This window comes from Pseudomonas monachiensis, assembly GCF_047345015.1.
GTDB lineage: Bacteria > Pseudomonadota > Gammaproteobacteria > Pseudomonadales > Pseudomonadaceae > Aquipseudomonas > Aquipseudomonas monachiensis.
The window spans coordinates 1,346,228-1,359,718 of the sequence record NZ_CP178857.1 but is presented as its reverse complement, the minus strand read 5'-3'; the positions used below and the strand labels follow the sequence as shown (position 1 = coordinate 1,359,718).

17 protein-coding genes are annotated in these 13,491 nt (G+C 59.8%); 3 read left to right on the top strand and 14 right to left on the bottom strand.

Annotated elements, in window-relative coordinates; genetic code table 11:
* Positions 1-80: 80 nt before the first annotated feature.
* Positions 81-989, bottom strand: a complete 909-nt coding sequence (locus ACMDB8_RS06020; protein WP_056722260.1) for a LysR family transcriptional regulator — start codon at positions 987-989, stop codon at positions 81-83.
* A 130-nt stretch (positions 990-1,119) separates the two neighbouring features.
* Between ACMDB8_RS06020 and ACMDB8_RS06015 the strand changes: the two genes are divergently transcribed.
* The gene (locus ACMDB8_RS06015) at positions 1,120-2,139 is read left to right on the top strand and encodes a DUF4917 family protein (protein WP_409079382.1); all 1,020 of its coding nucleotides are present in this window, start codon (positions 1,120-1,122) and stop codon (positions 2,137-2,139) included.
* 158 nt (positions 2,140-2,297) lie between these two features.
* Here the strand turns inward: ACMDB8_RS06015 and ACMDB8_RS06010 are convergent, their stop codons facing one another.
* The 6 genes from ACMDB8_RS06010 to ACMDB8_RS05985 form a co-directional block, all read right to left on the bottom strand.
* The gene (locus tag ACMDB8_RS06010; protein ID WP_056720740.1) at positions 2,298-2,642 is read right to left on the bottom strand and encodes a YegP family protein; all 345 of its coding nucleotides are present in this window, start codon (positions 2,640-2,642) and stop codon (positions 2,298-2,300) included.
* A gap of 85 nt (positions 2,643-2,727) precedes the next feature.
* A complete protein-coding gene (locus tag ACMDB8_RS06005; protein WP_008051823.1) occupies positions 2,728-3,033 on the bottom strand; it encodes a ribbon-helix-helix domain-containing protein in 306 nt (101 codons plus the stop codon).
* 13 nt (positions 3,034-3,046) lie between these two features.
* Positions 3,047-3,628, bottom strand: a complete 582-nt coding sequence (locus ACMDB8_RS06000; protein WP_008051822.1) for a DJ-1/PfpI family protein — start codon at positions 3,626-3,628, stop codon at positions 3,047-3,049.
* 134 nt (positions 3,629-3,762) lie between these two features.
* Complete coding sequence (locus ACMDB8_RS05995; protein WP_223541820.1) at positions 3,763-4,980, bottom strand: class I SAM-dependent methyltransferase; 1,218 nt, start codon at positions 4,978-4,980, stop codon at positions 3,763-3,765.
* 132 nt (positions 4,981-5,112) lie between these two features.
* Entirely contained in the window at positions 5,113-5,475 is a 363-nt protein-coding gene (locus ACMDB8_RS05990) for a hypothetical protein (RefSeq protein WP_056720744.1), read from the bottom strand.
* Between the two features lie 2 nt (positions 5,476-5,477).
* The gene (locus ACMDB8_RS05985; RefSeq protein WP_056720750.1) at positions 5,478-5,756 is read right to left on the bottom strand and encodes an ogr/Delta-like zinc finger family protein; all 279 of its coding nucleotides are present in this window, start codon (positions 5,754-5,756) and stop codon (positions 5,478-5,480) included.
* A 300-nt stretch (positions 5,757-6,056) separates the two neighbouring features.
* Here ACMDB8_RS05985 and ACMDB8_RS05980 point away from each other — a divergent pair, with 300 nt between their 5' ends.
* Positions 6,057-6,485, top strand: a complete 429-nt coding sequence (locus ACMDB8_RS05980) for a helix-turn-helix domain-containing protein (protein ID WP_223541819.1) — start codon at positions 6,057-6,059, stop codon at positions 6,483-6,485.
* A 16-nt stretch (positions 6,486-6,501) separates the two neighbouring features.
* On the opposite strand, the gene ACMDB8_RS05975 is transcribed toward ACMDB8_RS05980, so the two are convergent.
* The 6 genes from ACMDB8_RS05975 to ACMDB8_RS05950 all read right to left on the bottom strand — a co-directional run bounded on the left by ACMDB8_RS05975 (position 6,502) and on the right by ACMDB8_RS05950 (position 9,703).
* Positions 6,502-6,783: a phage holin family protein gene (locus tag ACMDB8_RS05975; RefSeq protein ID WP_056720752.1), complete on the bottom strand. Its 282-nt coding sequence runs from the start codon at positions 6,781-6,783 to the stop codon at positions 6,502-6,504.
* Positions 6,780-7,139, bottom strand: a complete 360-nt coding sequence (locus ACMDB8_RS05970; RefSeq protein ID WP_056720754.1) for a putative holin — start codon at positions 7,137-7,139, stop codon at positions 6,780-6,782. The genes ACMDB8_RS05975 and ACMDB8_RS05970 overlap by 4 nt, the downstream gene beginning before the upstream one ends.
* Positions 7,136-7,429 carry a helix-turn-helix domain-containing protein gene (locus tag ACMDB8_RS05965; protein ID WP_409079383.1) on the bottom strand — a complete coding sequence of 98 codons (294 nt, stop codon included), beginning with the start codon at positions 7,427-7,429 and terminating at the stop codon, positions 7,136-7,138. The genes ACMDB8_RS05970 and ACMDB8_RS05965 overlap by 4 nt, the downstream gene beginning before the upstream one ends.
* A 131-nt stretch (positions 7,430-7,560) precedes the next feature.
* The gene (locus ACMDB8_RS05960) at positions 7,561-8,178 is read right to left on the bottom strand and encodes a TPM domain-containing protein (RefSeq protein WP_409079385.1); all 618 of its coding nucleotides are present in this window, start codon (positions 8,176-8,178) and stop codon (positions 7,561-7,563) included.
* A gap of 28 nt (positions 8,179-8,206) precedes the next feature.
* Positions 8,207-8,962, bottom strand: a complete 756-nt coding sequence (locus ACMDB8_RS05955) for a TPM domain-containing protein (protein WP_056720758.1) — start codon at positions 8,960-8,962, stop codon at positions 8,207-8,209.
* A 135-nt stretch (positions 8,963-9,097) separates the two neighbouring features.
* Entirely contained in the window at positions 9,098-9,703 is a 606-nt protein-coding gene (locus tag ACMDB8_RS05950; protein ID WP_056720761.1) for a LemA family protein, read from the bottom strand.
* Between the two features lie 262 nt (positions 9,704-9,965).
* Here ACMDB8_RS05950 and bglX point away from each other — a divergent pair, with 262 nt between their 5' ends.
* On the top strand, positions 9,966-12,257 hold the full coding sequence (gene bglX, locus ACMDB8_RS05945; RefSeq protein WP_056720762.1) for a beta-glucosidase BglX: 2,292 nt from the start codon (positions 9,966-9,968) through the stop codon (positions 12,255-12,257).
* Between the two features lie 75 nt (positions 12,258-12,332).
* On the opposite strand, the gene ACMDB8_RS05940 is transcribed toward bglX, so the two are convergent.
* Entirely contained in the window at positions 12,333-13,490 is a 1,158-nt protein-coding gene (locus ACMDB8_RS05940) for a phospholipase D-like domain-containing protein (protein ID WP_056720764.1), read from the bottom strand.
* Position 13,491: the final 1 nt, after the last annotated feature.

Genomic DNA, 13,491 nt, shown 5'->3' with positions numbered 1-13,491 from the left:
CAGGGATTTTCAGCGCTACACAGATCCAGTCTGGGAGCGGGCTTGCTCGCGAAGAGGCCGGCCTAGTCAGCGAAGAACTATCAGGCTGGCCCCCGCAAATGCTCAAACAACATCCTGCTCACCGGCGACAGTAACGCCTCATCGCGCACCACCAGGATCAAGGCCCGATCGGACCATTCATCCGTCAACGGCACCGCGTGCAAACCCAGTGCCCGGCCAAACAATTCATAAGCCCTGTGCGGCAAAATGCCGATCCCCATGTTGGCCTGGATCATCCGGCACATCGCATCGAACCCCGGCACATGAATACGAACCCGCAGCACCTTGCCGGCCTCGCGCGCCGCCGCGTGGGTGCGCATGTTGATCGAACTGGCGGCATGCAAGCCAACGTAATCACTGCTCAGCGTATCGGCGAACGCCACGCTCGACCGGCCCGCCAATGAATGGTACGGCGGCATCAACACCACCAGCTTGTCCTGGCGATACAGCACGCTGTGCAGGCCCTTGATGTCACTGTCGATGGAACAGATCCCGAAGTCGGCCACCCCGTCGAGCACCCCCTGAATCACCCCGGAGCTGGGGCGCTCTTCGAGATCGGTCTTGACCTGTGGGTGACGTTCGGAAAAATCCCGCAGGTCCTCGGGCAAAAACTGAATGATCGCCGACAGGTTGGCGAGCATCCGCACATAGCCGCGCACACCGTGGCTGTGCTCCCCCAGCTCAAGCCCCATTTTCTCGACGTTAAACAACATCTGCCGGGCATGGTGCAGCAGGGTTTCACCGGCCGGCGTCAGGGACATGCCCTTGGCCTGGCGCACGAACAGGCTGATGCCCAGCGCCTCCTCCAGTTCCATCAAGCGCTTGCTCGCCGCCGAGACTGCAATCGCTTCGCGCGAGGCGGCGCGGGTCAGCGTACCCTCTTCATGCACGGCGACGAACAGTTGCAGGGTGATCAGGTCGAGACGGCGGATCAGGCTTTTTTGCAGCATCGGGTACTCGGCGAGTCGGCTCAGGCGAAGTCGCAGCATAGCGTTCTTCACCCGCGTCGTGCCGTGGTCCGGTCACCGGTCGTGATAAAGTCGCCGCCCACAGACCTTTTGCCGTGAGACGAAGACCGCAATGACCGATTTCCAGGATGTCGATGCTCAACTTGAAGACTGGAACGCCTTGCGCAGCACCGCTTCGTTCAGTGGTTTGCTGGTGGGTAACGGTGCCAGTCGCGCGGTGTGGGACGATTTCGGCTACGAGTCGCTGTTCGAAAACGCCCGCACCGTAGAGGAAAAACCCCTGAGCCCATCCGAGCTGAGCGTGTTCGATGCGATGCAGACCCGCAGTTTCGAGCAGGTACTGAGCGCCTTGAAAACCACCAGTCGGGTCAACAAAGCCCTGGCCGTCAGCTCCGCCGCCCCGCGCAATCGCTACTACGCGATCAAGGAAGCGCTGATCAACACCGTGCATGCAGTGCATATCCCGTGGCGGCTGGTGGTGCCTTCGACACTGGCGACCATCAATCAGGAACTGGCCAGTTACCGCACGGTGTTCACCACCAACTACGACTTGCTCAACTACTGGGCAGTGCAACACCGGCCAGAAGCGATCAGCGATCTGTTCCAGGGGGCCGAGCCCGGTTTCGACCTGAGCGACACCGCCACCGATAAAACCCGTTTGCTGTACCTGCACGGCGGTCTGCATCTGGTGCGCAACCAGGACGGTACGGCGCGCAAGCTGATGTCGACCGAGGGCACGTTGCTGGGCAGTTTCGCCATCAACAACACGATCAAGACCCTCGACGACGTGCCGCTGTTCGTCAACGAAGGGCCGAGTGCGGACAAGCTCAAGACCATCCGCAGTTCGGACTATCTGTCGTTCTGCTACGAGCAACTACTCGGTCACGGCCAGGCGCTGTGCATCTTCGGCCATGCGTTGGGGGAGCAGGACAGCCACATCATCCATGCCTTGCGCCTGGCGAAACCACAGGTGGTGGCAATCTCGATTTACCCGCGCAGCAAGGCCTTCATCCAGCATCAGAAGCGGCATTACGCGAAGGTGTTTGAGGGGACGGGGGTTGAGTTGCGGTTCTTCGATTCCAAGAGCCATGCGTTGGGCGGCACGAAGCTCACGGTTCCTGTCGAGGTTTAGCGGCGACGCGGCTGGCGCCATTGTCGGATCGCATTACCCCTGTGGGAGCGAGCTTGCTCGCGATGAGGCCATTACATTCAACACAGATGTTGATTGTCTGACCGCCATCGCGAGCAAGCTCGCTCCCACAGGATTTGTACTGGATGTGAAGGTAGCGTTCAAAGCACCGGCAAGGTCTTGTCCTTGACCACTTTACTCGGGCCATTAGTTTTCACGCTGGCAATGCCTTTCTCCATGGCGGCATCAGAGGAATAGGCCTCGCTGCTGCCGATGATCTCGTGGTTACCCGCCTTGAGGTTGAAATACGGGTGGCCATCCTTGGTGGTTTTCTTCTCGTAGCGCTCATCCAGCTGGCTGTTGGCCTGGACCGAGGCGATGCCTTTGTCGGCGGCGGCGTGGGTGGTGTACAGCTCGCTGGTCAGAATGGTCTCGGCGTTGGCTGCCTTGAGGACAAACCTGAACTGGCCATTGCTGCTTTTGCTCACTTCATACCATCCGGACATGCTGTTTCTCCTTGGCGATTGAGAGGTTTCGCGCTTCACAGTAAAGACCAAGCCGGGATTTCTGTCGCCTGAACGGCAGTTTTCACTACTTCACCACTGCCCGCACCACCGACAACTCCGGTGCCGACGTCCGTCGCTGGCTCAAATACCGCGTACAACTCACCCGCAGGAACGACGCGAAATTGACCACCTCGCCGCGGTAGTCCATCACCTCTTCATACAGCTTGGCGATCAACTGATTGGTGGTCATGCCGTCGACCTCGGCGATTTCGCTGAGGATGTCCCAGAACTGATTCTCCAGCCGCAGGGTGGTGACCACCCCGCAGATGCGCAGAGAGCGGGAGCGCGATTCATAGAGTATCGGGTCGGCTTTGACGTACAGCTCGCACATGGACACGGCCTCGTTACAGCGTGATTTTGGTACCCAGCAATCCCAGGAAACCGGCCAGCCAGTTCGGGTGCGCAGGCCAGGCCGGAGCCGTGGCCAGATTGCCCTGGACATGGCCGTCCGTCACCGGAATATCGATATACGTACCGCCCGCCAGCCGCACTTCCGGAGCGCAGGCCGGATAAGCGCTGCATTCGCGACCTTCGAGAACACCCGCGGCCGCCAGCAACTGCGCGCCATGGCACACGGCAGCGATCGGCTTGCCGGCCTTGTCGAACGCGCGCACCAGTTCCAGGACTTTTTCGTTCAGGCGCAGGTACTCCGGCGCGCGTCCGCCCGGAATCAGCACCGCGTCATAATCGGCCGCGTTGACCTTGGCGAAATCGAAGTTCAGGGCAAACAGGTGACCGGGTTTTTCACTGTAGGTCTGGTCGCCTTCAAAGTCATGGATCGCCGTGCGCACGGTCTGGCCGGCGGCTTTGTCCGGGCAAACGGCGTGTACCGTGTGGCCGACCATCAGCAATGCCTGGAACGGCACCATCACTTCATAGTCTTCGACGTAATCACCGACCAGCATCAGAATTTTTTTCGCAGCCATGGGGAGAACTCCTCTGGAAGTGGGCGTGCAGGAGTATTCAAGGTAGTCCTTATCCGGTGGGGTGGGTAACAACCGGCTACTACGAATGCACAGGACCACTGTAGGAGCTGCCGCAGGCTGCGATCTTTTTTGGGTCAGCTCAAATAACCGTCAGCGCGCAGCAATGTTTCCAGGCAATGCTCGCTGATGTGATAGAAATCCTTCAACTCCTGAATCTTCGCCAGCAACTGGGCCGGGTCCACCGGCTCGGCGCGCTTGACCGCCAGGATCATCTTGTTCTTGTTGGTGTGATCCAGCGAGATGAACTCGAACACCTTGGTCTCGTAGCCGCAGGCCTCAAGGAACAACGCGCGCAAACTGTCGGTGACCATCTCGGCCTGCTGGCCCAGGTGCAAGCCGTACTGCAGCATCGGCTTGAGCAGCGCCGGGCTCTGGATTTGCAGGCGGATCTGTTTGTGGCAGCACGGCGAGCACATGATGATCGAAGCGCCGGAACGGATGCCGGTGTGGATCGCATAGTCAGTGGCGATATCGCAGGCATGCAGGGCGATCATCACGTCCAGCTCGCTCGGCGCCACGCTGCGCACGTCACCGCACTTGAACACCAGGCCGGGGTGTTCAAGCCTGGCGGCGGCGGTGTTGCACAGGCTGACCATGTCTTCGCGCAGTTCGACGCCGGTCACCTCGCCTTCGGCCTTCAAGGTGTTGCGCAGGTAATCGTGGATGGCGAAGGTCAGGTAGCCCTTGCCCGATCCGAAGTCCGCCACACGCACCGGCTTGTCCAGCGCCAGGGGTGACGACGTCAGCGCATGGCTGAACACTTCGATGAACTTGTTGATCTGCTTCCACTTGCGCGACATCGCCGGGATCAGCTCATGCTGCTTGTTGGTCACACCCAGGTCGGCGAGAAACGGCCGGCTCAGGTCAAGAAAACGGTTTTTCTCACGGTTGTGCTCGGCCGATGGCACTTCGCGCAATTGCTGAGGTTGGCTCTTGAACAGCGATGACTTGCCCTTTTTGCTGTATTCGAGCTGGGCTTCGTCGGTCAACGACAACAAATGCGCATTTTTGAACGACGCCGGCAGCAGCCCGGCAATGCTCGCCACGCCTTCGGCCAGCGGCAGGTTCTTGGTGATATCGCGAGTCTTGTAGCGGTAGACGAAGGACAGGCATGGCTGCGCCTTGACCGTCACCGGCTTGATGATGATCCGCTGCAGGTCCGTTTCATCGCCCACGTACTTGGCCAGCACCAGTTTGATGAACGCGTTGTGCTCCAGGCTCGATTGCAGCAGGTCGATGAACTGGGCGTGATGATCCGGCGCGAGGCTGGCGGGAGTGGCGGTGACGGACATGGAAAAACGGCCTCGGCAATACGAATCGGGGAATGCCGGGTATTTTAGGGGGGACGAGTGTTTTGGGCACGGAGTAATTTTGCGCCAGGCCCCGTTCCCGCCGATCGGGACCTGAATCCAACCATCGCTACATCATGGCTCCACCAGTCGAAGTTTGCGGTTGGTCGGCGAGTTGATGACGAACTTGACGATCAATCCGACCGGCACCGCCCACGTCAGACCGTTGACCGGATCAGTGACCACGGCGACAGTTTCGGAGCTTGCAGCCAGATCCAGACGTCGGCGATCGTTGCTGGACTTGAGTAATCCGTACGCGTGGCTGACCAGCCGCTCCGCCTGGTGCATCGGCATATCCAGACTCTGCAAATGCCTCACCGCACGGCAGAACAACACTTGATCATCAATCACACCCTCGCCTTCATGACGGGCCAGAAACGCCTGAGCTATGGCCAATAGTTCCGCATTCAAATGGGCCTGTTCATCAACCTCCTTCATGCTCAAGGCTCCTGTTGCGCTTGCGCCGCCGGAGCACTCTCGGCGACAGGCTTCGCGGCGCGGCGCAAATCAGGCCCGGCGCACGGCAAATGCACGGCCGGGTTGGGCATGCCACTGGGGGAAAGCTCATGGGTCATTTCGAACTCGGCCCGCACCGACCAGCCACAGGCCTCCGACGTACATTGCAGGTACGCCACCCGCAGGAAAATATGCCGTCCTTCGCTGGTACGTATGCGCATCCTGCTCAGGCAGTGCGGGCACACCATCTTGTAAGTACTCATATATGTTTCCCTTGGGCCATCCGGTGGTAATCGAATTGATCAAACGCAATACTGTTTGAAACACAATTCGTAAAAGTCCGGTGCTGCAAATAACGTCCGCCAGACAAAAGGAAGTGCAACGGGCGGACACGTAATAGATACGAGCCAAGCTCGTAGGAAATCACCCTGATACCATTAGGAAGTTTCGACATCGTATTCTTCTGATTCATAGTTGATGATTGATTACTTACAAGAAAAAAAGTACTCATTACGCATACGTTAAGCACTCAAAAAGCATATGTCAAAAGGAAGAGGCTCAAATTGCGTAGCAAAAAATCACAAGCTGTTTTGGCCCGCCTGAAGCAAGTAACGGGTACAAAAACTGACGCTTCCCTGTCTACTGCACTACAGATCAGCCCCCAGACACTCAGTAGCTGGAAAGGCCGTGACAGCACGCCATACTCATTATGCGTAGACATTGCACAAGCTCGCGGCATCTCCCTTGACTGGTTGCTGCTGGGCGAGGGGCCGATGCTGCGGCAAACCCATGTCAACGCGACTGCAAATGTTGCGGAAACTGCAACAACACAGGAAAACACCATCCTTTCGCTGTGGCGATTGCTTGATGAGGATGACCGCTGCGCAATACAAAGCGCATTGGAGGAAAAGCGACGCCTGAGGGATCTGGAAACGCAACTTTCGGAAATGGCCGCCATCCTGGCAACACTTGGACACTCGAACAAAACCTGACTTGAAGTCCGACGCTTCAATGCTTGAAGGCATGCCACAAAACAATAATGTTGCCACTACTGCGAACAATCATTACGCATGAAAAAACACTCACCCCTGCATGCCATGGGCTCACCGGCAGGAATGTCAGCAATACATCGATGCCGGCATGGCAAAACACTGCGCCACACAAGCTGATCAATATCCTGTCGCGCCAGCTGTAACGCAGCTCGTCGCGCTGGTAACACGCCAGCCTGAACGCACTGATCAGGTGAGCCACCCCCGTCACCCACACCAGGGCCGCCATCTCAAAGGTCATTGCCCTCGCCCTCTGAGATGACGAAGGATGTCACCGAGGCCGGCGCCATCGATCCACTGCATGAGTTTGATGCTGATGGGAATGACCAGCAGCGCGCACAGGAAGGCCGTCACACCGGCGGTCAGAAAAGGCGCCAGTGGCTGGGCGACCGGGGCAAACAGGTAACCGACACCCGCCGACAACAGCCAGGAACCGATGCGTTGCCAGGCCTTGAAGTTGGCGCGAGTGGTCGTGACCAGCCACGCGCCAAGCGTCGCGCCGAACAGGACTTCTCCATTGATAACCGGCAACGTCGCAATACCCAACCCCACCATGAGTCCGCTGATACTGTTGTAGGTCGAATCAGTCAGGCTCATGGATTATCTCGCGACTGCGATGGATCAACAGTGATGGCTCCCGACTCCAGCGCTTTGAACACGGCAGCGTTGCGAGATCTGACGGCAAACTTGCGACGGATATTGGAGAAGTGGAAGTTGATGGTGGATTCCGAGCAACTCTGAATCCTGGCGATCTCCCAGGTGGTCTTGCCTTTGAGGCACCACTCCAGGGCTTGTGTCTCTTTCGTTGTCAGTTGCACTCGCGGAGTAAACATTGCGTTTGCGGGTGCATCCTCCAACCGGGTATCCAGCGATTGTTGTGTTTTCATAAGAACTCCCTCTATACAGAACGCCCATCGCAGGGCGCGCACCATGAGAGAGATGTTGAAGACAAGCTCCGCGGCGGACAACGCTCCGCAACTGTGTCGCGGCGCATTACAAAAGTGGATGAAGCCCTGGCTTAACCCAACACCACCAGACGATTCGGCAGCTCGTTGCGCACATGAGTCACCGGCACATGCACCTTGAGCAACTCGCCACAGGCCTCGACGCAATTGACAAAGCCCTGCAACGTCTGCCCCTGTTTAACCTGCTGGGTGAACGTCGCGACGATCGCGTCCCAGTTCTTGTTGTCCAGGCGACTGGAAATCCCTTCATCCACCAGGATCTCCACATAACGCTCGGCCTCGGAAACGAAAATCAGCATGCCGGTGCTGCCCTCGGTGTGGTGCAGGTTCTGCTCCAGGAACTGCCGACGCGCCAGGTTCGAGGCGCGCCAGTGTCGCACCGAGCGCGGGACCAGATGGGTGGTGACTTTCGGCAGGCGGAACACCAGGCACAGCACGATGAAGATGGCCCACTGCACCAGCAGCAGGCTGTGCAGGGTCAGCCAACCGGTGAAGTAATGCACGATGCCCGGCACCAGCAGCGCCAGCAGGCTGGCCCACAGCAACGGGATGTACGCATAGTCGTCGGCGCGGGCCGCGAGCACGGTCACCAGTTCTGCGTCGGTCTCGCGCTCGACCCGGGCAATGGCCTCGGCCACCTTGCGTTGTTCGTGTTCAGTCAGTAATGCCATGTCGTGAAGTGCCTGCTCGTTTTTATTATCACCAGCCGCCGGACGAACCGCCCCCGCCGAAACTGCCCCCGCCGCCGCTGAAACCTCCCCCTCCACCGCCGCCGCCAAATCCACCACCGCCAAAGCCGCCCCCGGATCCACCGGAGCCGCCCCGGCCGGCAGGAAGGATACCGAGCATCTGGCACACAAAAACAGTCAGGATGAATAACATCACCAAAAACACGAACAACCCGGGATGCCGCGCGATGAAATCCTCCCCCGGATCGCCTCTGGATTCATACGCCGTGGAGGGTTCGTCCAGGGGGTTGCCGCCCAGCACCACCAGCATCGCCGCCACGCCGTCACTGATGCCTTTACTGAAATTGCCGGTCTTGAATGACGGGGTGATGACCTGGTTGATGATCACCGAACTCTGGGCATCGGTCAGGCGATCCTCCAGGCCGTACCCGACTTCGATACGCAGCCGGCGCTCGTCCCGGGCGATGATCAGCAGGGCGCCGTTGTTCTTGTCCTTCTGCCCGATGCCCCAGTGGCGCCCGAGTTGATAACCGAAGTCGGCGATGTCGGTGCCTTGCAAATCCGGCAACGTCACGACCACAAGCTGCTCGCCGGTGGCTTGCTCATGAGCCTGAAGTTGTTGGGTGAGCTGCTGGCGCACCGATGGCTCGATCATCTGCGCATTGTCGACCACCCTCCCGGTCAGCGCCGGAAAGTTCAGCTCGGCCCGGGCAGCGATCGCCACCACCCACAACAACAGCAACAGGACCGTTTTAAACACACGCATTGGCAACCTCTTCCGTTCCAAGCCTGGCTCTGTAGGAGCTGCCGCAGGCTGCGATCTGTTGATCTTGACCTTTAGCGCTCGCGAAAAAATCAAAGTCAAAAGATCGCAGCCTACGGCAGCTCCTACAGGGTTGATTCAGAATTTGACCTCGGGGGCCTTTTCCGAACCCGGCGTGGCTTCGAAGGTCTCGCGTACCGGCAGGTCGCTGTACATCACGGTGTGCCACAGGCGACCGGGGAACGTGCGGATCTCGGTGTTGTACTTCTGCACCGCGAGGATGAAATCGCGACGGGCCACGCTGATGCGGTTCTCTGTGCCTTCAAGCTGCGATTGCAGGGCGAGGAAGTTCTGGTTGGCCTTGAGATCCGGATAACGCTCGGAGACCACCATCAAACGACTCAAGGCGCCGCTGAGCTGATCCTGGGCCTGTTGGTACTGCTTGAGTTTTTCCGGATCATCCAGAGTCGAGGCATCCACCTGGATCGACGTGGCCTTGGCCCGGGCCTCGATGACGGCAGTCAGGGTTTCCTTCTCGTGGGCCGCATAGCCCTTGACGGTTTCCACCAGGTTGGGAATCAGGTCGGCGCGCCGCTGATACTGGTTCTGCACCTGGCCCCAGGCGGCCTTGGCCTGTTCGTCGAGGGTAGGGATGTTGTTGATGCCACAGGCGGTCAGCAACGAGGCCAGCATCAGCAGCGTGACGACCTGCAAACGCGAGCGGTAGGTTGGACTTACATTCATCAGGATGATGCTCCCTTGTGCATTTCATGAAAAAACCGACCGTGAAACCTTCTGGGCCGGCTCTTGGGGCATAATCGCCCGCGCCTCTGGATTGCAACGGGCCGATGGGCTAAAAAGAGGCCCTGCGCGAAAACGCATCCGCCATCTGGCTGTGTTTTTTGGCTCTGGTCTTTTGAGCCGGCACCCGAACAACAATAGACGCTCCCTAAATTTTGGCTGGCCGGCGTGTACATCGCCGTTTGGGCCCTTGAGAAAACTATTCATGAAGAAGCTGTGTTTGCTGGGCCTGTTCGTCAGCCTGGCCAGTCATAACGTATTGGCCGCCACGACGCCCGCACCCCTGGAGAACAAGGAAGCCTTCGTCAGCAACCTGATGAAGCAAATGACCCTCGATGAAAAAATCGGCCAACTGCGCCTGATCAGCATCGGTCCGGAAATGCCGCGCGAAATGATCCGCAAGGAAATCGCGGCCGGCAACATCGGCGGTACGTTCAACTCGATCACCCGCCCGGAAAACCGCCCGATGCAGGACGCGGCCATGCGCAGCCGCCTGAAGATCCCGATGTTCTTCGCCTACGACGTGATCCACGGCCACCGCACCATTTTCCCGATCCCGCTGGCCCTGGCCTCGAGCTGGGACATGGACGCCATCGGCCTGTCCGGGCGCATCGCCGCCAAGGAAGCCGCGGCTGACAGCCTCGACATCACCTTTGCGCCGATGGTCGACATCTCCCGCGATCCGCGCTGGGGCCGTACTTCCGAAGGCTTCGGCGAAGACACCTACCTGGTGTCGCGCATTGCCGGTGTGATGGTCAAGGCGTTCCAGGGCACGGGCGCCAACGCCGCCGACAGCATCATGGCCAGCGTCAAGCACTTCGCCCTGTACGGCGCCGTTGAAGGTGGCCGCGACTACAACGTGGTCGACATGAGCCCGGTCAAGATGTACCAGGACTACCTGCCGCCGTACCGCGCCGCCATCGATGCCGGCGCGGGCGGGGTCATGGTCGCGCTGAACTCGATCAACGGCGTGCCGGCCACCGCCAACACCTGGCTGATGAACGACCTGCTGCGCAAGGAGTGGGGCTTCAAGGGCCTGGCGGTCAGCGACCACGGGGCGATTTTCGAACTGATCAAGCACGGCGTTGCCGCCGACGGTCGCGAAGCGGCGAAGCTGGCGATCAAGGCCGGCATCCACATGAGCATGAACGACACCCTGTACGGCAAAGAGCTGCCAGGGCTGCTGAAGGCCGGCGAGATCCAGCAGAGCGACATCGACAACGCCGTGCGTGCGGTGCTCGGCGCCAAATACGACATGGGCCTGTTCAAGGACCCGTACCTGCGCATTGGCAAGGCCGAGGATGATCCGGTCGACACCTACGCCGACAGCCGCCTGCACCGCGCCGAGGCCCGTGATGTGGCACGCCGCAGCCAGGTGCTGCTGAAAAACAGCAACGAAACCCTGCCCCTGAAGAAAACAGCGAAAATTGCCCTGGTCGGTCCGCTGGCCAAGGCACCGATCGACATGATGGGCAGTTGGGCCGCCGCCGGTCGCCCTGCTCAATCGGTGACCCTGTTCGACGGCATGACCAACGCCCTGGGCGACAAATCGACACTGATCTACGCCCGTGGCGCCAACATCACCAGCGACCCGAAAATCCTCGGTTACCTGAACTTCCTCAACTTCGACGCCCCGGAAGTGGTGGATGACCCGCGCCCGGCGAAGGTGCTGATCGACGAAGCGGTGAAAGCGGCCAAGGATGCTGATGTGGTGGTTGCCGCCGTCGGCGAATCCCGTGGCATGTCCCACGAATCGTCGAGCCGTACCGACCTGAACATCCCGGAAAACCAGCGCGAGCTGATCCGGGCCCTGAAAGCCACCGGCAAACCGCTGGTACTGGTGTTGATGAACGGCCGTCCGCTGACGATCCTCGAAGAGAAGGAACAGGCCGACGCCATCCTGGAAACCTGGTTCAGCGGCACCGAGGGCGGCAACGCCATCGCCGACGTGCTGTTCGGTGACTACAACCCGTCGGGCAAACTGCCGATCAGCATCCCGCGCTCGGTAGGCCAGATTCCGACCTACTACAACCACCTGACCATTGGCCGACCGTTCACCCCGGGCAAGCCGGGCAACTACACCTCGCAGTACTTCGATGACACCACCGGTCCCCTGTACCCGTTCGGTTACGGTCTGAGCTACACCGACTTCAGCCTGAGCGACATGGCCCTGTCGTCGACCACGCTGAACAAGACCGGCAAGCTCGACGCCAGCGTCACAGTGAAAAACACCGGCAAGCGCGACGGCGAAACCGTGGTGCAGTTGTATATCCAGGACGTGGCAGGCTCGATGATCCGCCCGATCAAGGAACTGAAGAACTTCCAGAAGGTGATGATCAAGGCCGGCGAACAGAAAGTCGTGCACTTCACCATCACCGAGGACGATCTGAAGTTCTACAACACCCAGCTCAAGTACGCGGCGGAGCCGGGCAAGTTCAACGTGCAGATCGGCCTGGATTCAGAGGACGTGACGCAGCAGAGTTTTGAGTTGCTGTAATTAATCAAACACCGCAATAACCCTGTGGGAGCGAGCTTGCTCCCACAGTGGTTTGTGGTGGTCAAAAAATACGGGCTATCCCCGTCGATCCAGCAGATTCACCACCACCCGATCCACCCATCCCCACACCCGCTGCTTGACCCGTTTCCACAGCGGTCGGCGCTGCCATTCCTCCAGGCTGACTTGCTCGCTCAACCCAAAGTCCCGCTCGAAACTCGCCGCCACCGAGCGGGTCAATCCGGGGTCCAGGGCCTCCAGGTTGGCTTCCAGGTTGAAGCGCAGGTTCCAGTGATCGAAATTGCACGAGCCGATGCTCACCCAATCATCGACCAGGACCATTTTCAGGTGCAGGAAGCACGGCTGGTATTCGTAAATATTCACCCCCGCCTTGAGCAGTCGCGGGTAGTAGCGATGCCCGGCATAGCGCACGGACGGATGGTCGGTACGGGGCCCGGTCAGCAGCAACCGCACATCGACGCCACGGGCAGCGGCCCGGCGCAGGGAACGGCGGACTTTCCAGGTCGGCAGAAAGTACGGCGTGGCCAGCCAGATCCGTCGTTGACCGCTGTTCAGGGCACGCACCAGCGATTGCAGAATGTCACGGTGTTGACGGGCGTCGGCATAGGCCACCCGACCCATGCCCTCGCCGACGGACGGCACCCGTGGCAGGCGCGGCAGACCGAAATGCGAGGCCGGTCGCCAGGCACGTCGATGGCGGTTGGCAATCCACTGACGATCGAACAACAACTGCCAGTCGAGCACCAGCGGCCCGGTGATTTCCACCATCACTTCGTGCCATTCGCTGACGTCTTCGCCCGGTGTCCAGAACTCGTCGGTGACACCGGTGCCGCCGACCACGGCCAGGCTCTGGTCCACCAGTAACAGCTTGCGGTGATCGCGGTAGAAATTACCAACCCAGCGCCGCCAGTTCAGGCGATTGTAGAAACGCAATTCGACCCCGGCCGCCATCAGGCGCTGTCGCAAGGTCAGTGTGAACGCGAGGCTGCCGTAGTCATCGAACAGGCAACGCACCCGCACACCGCGCTCGGCAGCCTGGACCAGCGCCTGGACCATGGCTTCGGCGCAGGCACCCGCCTCCACCAGATACAGCTCCAGTTCGACCTGTTCTTCGGCACGGGCAATCGCCACCAGCATGCGCGGGAAGAATTGCGGACCATCGATCAGCAGTTCGAAGTGGTTGCCTTCACGCCAGGGAAAAATCGCTCCGGCCATG

Bases quoted from the DNA above. Each gene is read 5' to 3' on its own strand.
- ACMDB8_RS05940 (WP_056720764.1), bottom strand. From the start codon at position 13,490: ATGGCCGGAGCGATTTTTCCCTGGCGTGAAGGCAACCACTTCGAACTG.
- bglX (WP_056720762.1), top strand. From the start codon at position 9,966: ATGAAGAAGCTGTGTTTGCTGGGCCTGTTCGTCAGCCTGGCCAGTCAT.
- ACMDB8_RS05965 (WP_409079383.1), bottom strand. From the start codon at position 7,429: ATGAAAACACAACAATCGCTGGATACCCGGTTGGAGGATGCACCCGCA.
- ACMDB8_RS06020 (WP_056722260.1), bottom strand. From the start codon at position 989: ATGCTGCAAAAAAGCCTGATCCGCCGTCTCGACCTGATCACCCTGCAA.
- ACMDB8_RS05955 (WP_056720758.1), bottom strand. From the start codon at position 8,962: ATGCGTGTGTTTAAAACGGTCCTGTTGCTGTTGTTGTGGGTGGTGGCG.
- ACMDB8_RS06010 (WP_056720740.1), bottom strand. From the start codon at position 2,642: ATGTCCGGATGGTATGAAGTGAGCAAAAGCAGCAATGGCCAGTTCAGG.
- ACMDB8_RS06000 (WP_008051822.1), bottom strand. From the start codon at position 3,628: ATGGCTGCGAAAAAAATTCTGATGCTGGTCGGTGATTACGTCGAAGAC.
- ACMDB8_RS05950 (WP_056720761.1), bottom strand. From the start codon at position 9,703: ATGAATGTAAGTCCAACCTACCGCTCGCGTTTGCAGGTCGTCACGCTG.
- ACMDB8_RS05990 (WP_056720744.1), bottom strand. From the start codon at position 5,475: ATGAAGGAGGTTGATGAACAGGCCCATTTGAATGCGGAACTATTGGCC.
- ACMDB8_RS06005 (WP_008051823.1), bottom strand. From the start codon at position 3,033: ATGTGCGAGCTGTACGTCAAAGCCGACCCGATACTCTATGAATCGCGC.
- ACMDB8_RS05975 (WP_056720752.1), bottom strand. From the start codon at position 6,783: ATGACCTTTGAGATGGCGGCCCTGGTGTGGGTGACGGGGGTGGCTCAC.
- ACMDB8_RS05960 (WP_409079385.1), bottom strand. From the start codon at position 8,178: ATGGCATTACTGACTGAACACGAACAACGCAAGGTGGCCGAGGCCATT.
- ACMDB8_RS05995 (WP_223541820.1), bottom strand. From the start codon at position 4,980: ATGTCCGTCACCGCCACTCCCGCCAGCCTCGCGCCGGATCATCACGCC.
- ACMDB8_RS06015 (WP_409079382.1), top strand. From the start codon at position 1,120: ATGACCGATTTCCAGGATGTCGATGCTCAACTTGAAGACTGGAACGCC.
- ACMDB8_RS05985 (WP_056720750.1), bottom strand. From the start codon at position 5,756: ATGAGTACTTACAAGATGGTGTGCCCGCACTGCCTGAGCAGGATGCGC.
- ACMDB8_RS05970 (WP_056720754.1), bottom strand. From the start codon at position 7,139: ATGAGCCTGACTGATTCGACCTACAACAGTATCAGCGGACTCATGGTG.